This is a genomic window from Methylobacterium sp. WL103 (assembly GCF_008039885.1).
In the GTDB taxonomy this organism is placed as follows: domain Bacteria; phylum Pseudomonadota; class Alphaproteobacteria; order Rhizobiales; family Beijerinckiaceae; genus Methylobacterium; species Methylobacterium cerastii.
Genome location: NZ_VRUX01000329.1, coordinates 1 through 4,834 on the forward strand (window position 1 = coordinate 1; position 4,834 = coordinate 4,834).

The 4,834-nt window shown below is 72.4% G+C and carries 5 protein-coding genes and 2 pseudogenes; 6 read left to right on the forward strand and 1 reads right to left on the reverse strand.

Going from position 1 to position 4,834, the window contains the following annotated elements:
* A pseudogene (locus tag FV222_RS17545) lies at positions 1-347 on the forward strand (hypothetical protein); the annotation flags it as partial.
* Positions 348-369: 22 nt separating this feature from the next.
* On the opposite strand, the gene efp reads toward FV222_RS17545, so the two are convergent.
* Positions 370-936, reverse strand: coding sequence for an elongation factor P (gene efp, locus FV222_RS17550; protein ID WP_147753769.1), 567 nt, complete (start codon positions 934-936; stop codon positions 370-372).
* Between the two features lie 232 nt (positions 937-1,168).
* Between efp and epmA the strand changes: the two genes are divergently transcribed.
* The 5 genes and pseudogenes from epmA to FV222_RS17575 all read left to right on the forward strand — a co-directional run.
* Positions 1,169-2,224, forward strand: a complete 1,056-nt coding sequence (gene epmA / locus FV222_RS17555) for an EF-P lysine aminoacylase EpmA (RefSeq protein ID WP_147762275.1) — start codon at positions 1,169-1,171, stop codon at positions 2,222-2,224.
* Positions 2,221-3,276 carry a lysine-2,3-aminomutase-like protein gene (locus FV222_RS17560; RefSeq protein ID WP_147762224.1) on the forward strand — a complete coding sequence of 352 codons (1,056 nt, stop codon included), beginning with the start codon at positions 2,221-2,223 and terminating at the stop codon, positions 3,274-3,276. The genes epmA and FV222_RS17560 overlap by 4 nt, the downstream gene beginning before the upstream one ends.
* A 4-nt stretch (positions 3,277-3,280) precedes the next feature.
* Complete coding sequence (locus tag FV222_RS17565) at positions 3,281-3,901, forward strand: glutathione S-transferase (RefSeq protein WP_147762225.1); 621 nt, start codon at positions 3,281-3,283, stop codon at positions 3,899-3,901.
* A 110-nt stretch (positions 3,902-4,011) separates the two neighbouring features.
* The gene (locus tag FV222_RS17570; protein WP_210246503.1) at positions 4,012-4,395 is read left to right on the forward strand and encodes a RidA family protein; all 384 of its coding nucleotides are present in this window, start codon (positions 4,012-4,014) and stop codon (positions 4,393-4,395) included.
* 146 nt (positions 4,396-4,541) lie between these two features.
* Positions 4,542-4,834 (forward strand): annotated as a pseudogene (locus tag FV222_RS17575) (dimethylmenaquinone methyltransferase); the annotation flags it as partial.

Below are 4,834 nucleotides of genomic sequence, written 5' to 3' on the forward strand. Positions count from 1 at the left end.
GCCGGGGCGCGCGGGCGGCGGCCTTCGCCGGGCGCCACAGCCTGGCGATCTATCTCCTACACCAGCCGCTGCTTCTGGGTGCGCTGACCGGCCTCGTCGCGGTGACCGGGCCGCATCCTCGTGCCGGTTTAGCGAAGTTCCGGGCGGACTACGTCGAGACCTGCACCCGCACCGGCGGCGAGCCGGCTTTGTGCCGGATCGCGGCCCGCTGCACCGGCGACGCCCTGCGTAAGGAAGGCCTGTGGTCGGTGGAGGGCCGCGGCTTCACCGCGCCCGAGCGGGTGCGGGCACAGGGCCTCTCGCAGCGCTGCTACGAGGCCTCCGAGGGCACGGCGCCGGCGCCGTAGATCGCTCGAAGGCCGAGGTCTGTCAGTCCTTGGCGCGCTCGACGTAGGCGCCGTCGGCGGTCATCACCACGATGCGGGTGCCGGTGGCGATGTGCGGCGGCACGGTGGTGCGGACGCCGTTCGAGAGGGTGGCCGGCTTGTAGGATGAGGAGGCGGTCTGCCCCTTCATCGCCGGCTCGGTCTCGGCCACTTCGAGGACCACGCGCTGCGGCAGCTCGATCGTCAGCGCCACGTTGTTGTATTGCGAGACCATCACGGCCATACCCTCCTGCAGGTAGGGGGCGGCGTCGCCGACCACGTCGGGCGGAACCTGGATCTGCTCGTAGCTCTCGGGGTTCATGAAGTGGAACCCTTCGCCGTCGCTGTAGAGGAAGGTGTGCTCCTTGTCCTCGACGAAGGCGCGCTCGACCTGCTCGGTGGTGCGGTAGCGCTCGGACACCTTCACGCCGTCGGTGATGCGGCGCATGTCGAGCTGCGTCACCGGGGTGCCCTTGCCGGGATGGATGTTCTCCGCGAACAGGATCACGTAGAGCTTGCCGTCCTTCTCGACGACGTTGCCCTTGCGGAGGGTAGAAGCGATCACCTTCACGGGGTCAGGTCCTGCGTTGACAAGGCGGGGTTCGCGCGCCTAGCGCGGTGCCCCGCGGGAGAGGCATATCCCTCGAGAGCGATATCGGGCTCCGGCACTATCCTATCCGCGGCCCGGTTGCCAGCCGCGCCAGTATCGGTCCGCCGGGAGCGCGCGTGTTCGAAGCCGGAAACGTCCGATCCGCCGATCCAAGGTCCGCTCGGTGCAAGGCCTCTCTGTGCAGGGCTGCCCGGTGACGGACGCCCCCTCCCCCTGGTGGGCGCCGCACCGGCACGCCGACCGGCGCCCGCTGCTGCTGCTGCGCAACCGCATCGCCCATGCGTTCCGCGGCCACTTCGCGGCGCGCGACTTCGTCGAGGTCGAAGCCGCCTGCCTCCAGGTCTCGCCCGGCAACGAGGCGCACCTCTCCGCCTTCGCCACCGAGGCGATCGGCGGCGACGGCTTGCGTGCGCCGCTCTACCTCCACACCTCGCCGGAATTCGCCTGCAAGAAGCTGCTGGCGGCCGGTGAATCGCGGCTGTTCAGCCTCGGCCACGTCTTCCGCAACCGCGAGCGCGGGCCGCTGCACCATCCCGAGTTCACGATGCTCGAATGGTATCGGGCGGCCGAGCCCTACGCCGTGCTGATGGCCGACTGCGCCGACCTCCTGCGGCTCGCGGCCGAGACCGCCGGGACGGCGCGGCTGCGCCATCGCGACCGGATTTGCGATCCCTTCGCCGAGCCCGAGCGGCTGAAGCTGGCCGAGGCCTTCGACCGGCATGCGGGGATCGACCTTCTCGCGACGGTGTCTCCTGACGACGCGACCGATCGCGACGGGCTCGCGGCGGCCGTCGCGCGGACGGGCCTTCGCGTCGCGGACGACGACACCTGGGCCGACCTGTTCAGCCGCGTGCTCGTGGCGCGGATCGAGCCGCATCTCGGCCAAGGGCGCCCGACCATCCTGTGCGAGTACCCGGTCAGCGAGGCGGCGTTGGCGCGGCCGAGCGCCGACGACCCGCGGGTGTCGGAGCGTTTCGAGCTCTATGCCTGCGGCGTCGAGCTCGCCAACGCCTTCGGCGAGCTGACCGACGCCGCCGAGCAGGGCCGGCGCTTTTCCGCCGAGATGGCGGAGAAAGAGCGCGTCTACGGCGAGACCTACCCGATCGACGCCGACTTCCTCGCGGCGCTGGCCGTCATGCCGGAAGCGTCCGGCTGCGCGCTCGGCTTCGACCGCCTGGTGATGCTGGCCGCCGGCGCGCCGCATATCGAGGACGTGATCTGGACGCCCGTGGCGGGCGGGACGCGATGAACCGCCCGCTTCGTAGCCCGGACGACCTCGCCGCGGCGGGGCTGGTCTCCCCGGCCGAGCTGCCGGCCCTGCGGGCGGTGGCCGCGCGCTACGCCGTGTCGATCACGCCGGACATGGCCGAGCTGATCGACCCGTCCGATCCGCACGACCCGATCGCCCGCCAGTTCGTGCCCCGCGCCGAAGAGGTCGTGACGGCGCCCGAGGAGCGGGCCGACCCGATCGGCGACGCGGTCCACGAGAAGCTGCCCGGCCTCGTCCACCGCTACCCGGACCGGGTGCTTCTGAAGCCGCTCCACGTCTGCCCAGTCTATTGCCGCTTCTGCTTCCGCCGCGAGGTGGTCGGGCCGGAGGGCGCGGGCACGCTGAGCGAGGCCGAGCTGGACGCGGCGCTGGCCTACATCGCAGCCGACCCGGCGATCTGGGAGGTCGTGCTCACCGGCGGAGACCCGTTCGCGCTCTCGCCGCGGCGCCTCGCCGACATCGCGCGGCGCCTAGGCGCCATCCCGCACGTCAAGGTCCTGCGCGTTCACACGCGGGTGCCGGTGGTGAGCCCCGCCCTGGTGACGGACACCCTCGTCGCGGCGCTGAAAGGATTCGGCCGGGCGGTGTTCGTGGCCCTGCACGCCAACCACGCCCGCGAGTTCGGCGCCGAGGCGCAGGCCGCCTGCGCGCGGCTGGTCGACGCCGGCATCCCGATGGTGAGCCAGACGGTGCTGCTGGCCGGCATCAACGACGACGCCACGGTGCTGGAGGCGCTGATGCGGGCCTTCGTCGAGAACCGGATCAAGCCGTACTACCTGCACCATGGCGACCTCGCGCCCGGCACCGCCCACCTGCGCACCGGCCTCGACGCCGGGCAGGCTCTGATGCGCACGCTCCGCGGCCGGCTCTCGGGGCTGGCCCAGCCGACCTACGTCCTCGACATCCCCGGAGGCCACGGCAAGGTGCCGGTCGGCCCGGGCTACGTCGCGGCGGATCGCGGCGGCACCCGGGTCACCGATCCGAACGGCGGCGTGCACGCCTACCCCCCGAAGATGAGCGAGCGGGACTAAGCCGATGCGCAGGCTCTGGGGGCGGGCGAACTCCGTCAACGTGCAGAAGGCCCTGTGGGGCCTCGACGAATCCGGCCTGGCTTACGAGCGGGTCGAGGCCGGCGGTGCGCACGGCGTGGTCGCGGACCCCGCCTACCGGGCGATGAACCCGAACGGCCTGGTGCCGGTGCTGCAGGAGGACGGTTTCGCGCTCTGGGAGTCGAACGCGATCCTGCGCTACCTCGCCGACGGGGCGGAGGGCGCGTTGCGCCTGCCCGACGACCGGCGCGAGCGGGCGCAGGTCCAGCAATGGCTCGACTGGCAGGCGACGAGCTTCACCCCGGCGATGCGCGACGCCTTCTGGCAGCTCTACCGTGCGACGCCGGAGACCCGCGACCACGCGCTGATCGCCGATTCGCTAGAACGGTCGGAGGCGCTCGCCGCGATCCTCGACCGGCATCTGGCCGGCCGCGCCTTCGTCGTCGGCGCGCGCTTCTCGATCGCCGACATCGCGCTGGGCTGCGCCGCCCACCGCTGGCTCGCCCTGCCGGCCGAGCGCGTCGAGCGGCCGGAGATCCGGCGCTGGTACGATGCGCTCGCGCAGCGCCCCGCCGCCGCCCGGATCTTCGCTGCGCCGATCAGCTGACCAGCGTACCCGACCGCCGAGGCGGGCTGTCCGCGCCAAAGGCATTGTTGGGGCGGCTTGGACGGGCGATGAGGTGTCGACGCGCGATCGCATCGAGGGGGGAGACGACGGTGAGTCGAACAGCCGTGACGGCACCGGGTGCCGCAGCCGTCGGCCCCTATTCGCACGGTGTCGTGGTGGACGGGACGGTCTACCTCTCGGGCCAGACGCCGCTCGACGGCGCGACCGGACGCCTGGTTGAAGGCGGGATCGAGGCGCAGGTGCGCCAATGCTTCCACAACCTCGGCGCCGTGCTGACGGCGGCCGGCCTCGATTTCGGCGACGTGGTGAAGTGCAACGTGTTCCTGACCGACATGGGCGATTTCACCGCCATGAACCGGGTCTACGCCGAGCACTTCGCCGAGCCCTACCCGGCGCGCACCACCATCGGAGTCGCGGCCCTCCCGTTGGGCGCGCGCGTCGAGATCGAGATGGTGGCGACCACTCGATTATGACGGCGCCCCCGGATTCGATTCGGCGGCTTCGCGCGTGATGGGTGTCGCCGAGACGTCATCAGGGTGAGGGCGCCTTGCCCGCGCACCCGCGCGACCCAGTTTGAGCCACGCGGGCGCCATGCGGCCCGCCCGGAGATTGCACCTCGATGGCCCTCGATCCGACCCTGCGCGACGCCCTCTCCGCGGTCACCGTGGCGAGCCTCGCCCGCGCCCTGGCGCGCCGCGGCGTGCCGGCCTGCTCGCTCTCCGGCCTCGCCGGCTCCGGCCGCGCCGTCGGGCCGGCCGTGACGCTGCGGATGATCCCGTCGCGGGGCGCGGTCTCGCACTCGCTCGCGCAAGCCGTCGAAGCGGTGCCGGAGGGCGCCGTCGTGGTGGTCGACACCGGCCGTTCCGGGCTCGCCCTCCCCTTCGGCGCGATCCTGGCCGCGCGGCTCGCCGC

Bases quoted from the DNA above. Each gene is read 5' to 3' on its own strand.
- FV222_RS17560 (WP_147762224.1), top strand. From the start codon at position 2,221: ATGAACCGCCCGCTTCGTAGCCCGGACGACCTCGCCGCGGCGGGGCTG.
- FV222_RS17565 (WP_147762225.1), top strand. From the start codon at position 3,281: ATGCGCAGGCTCTGGGGGCGGGCGAACTCCGTCAACGTGCAGAAGGCC.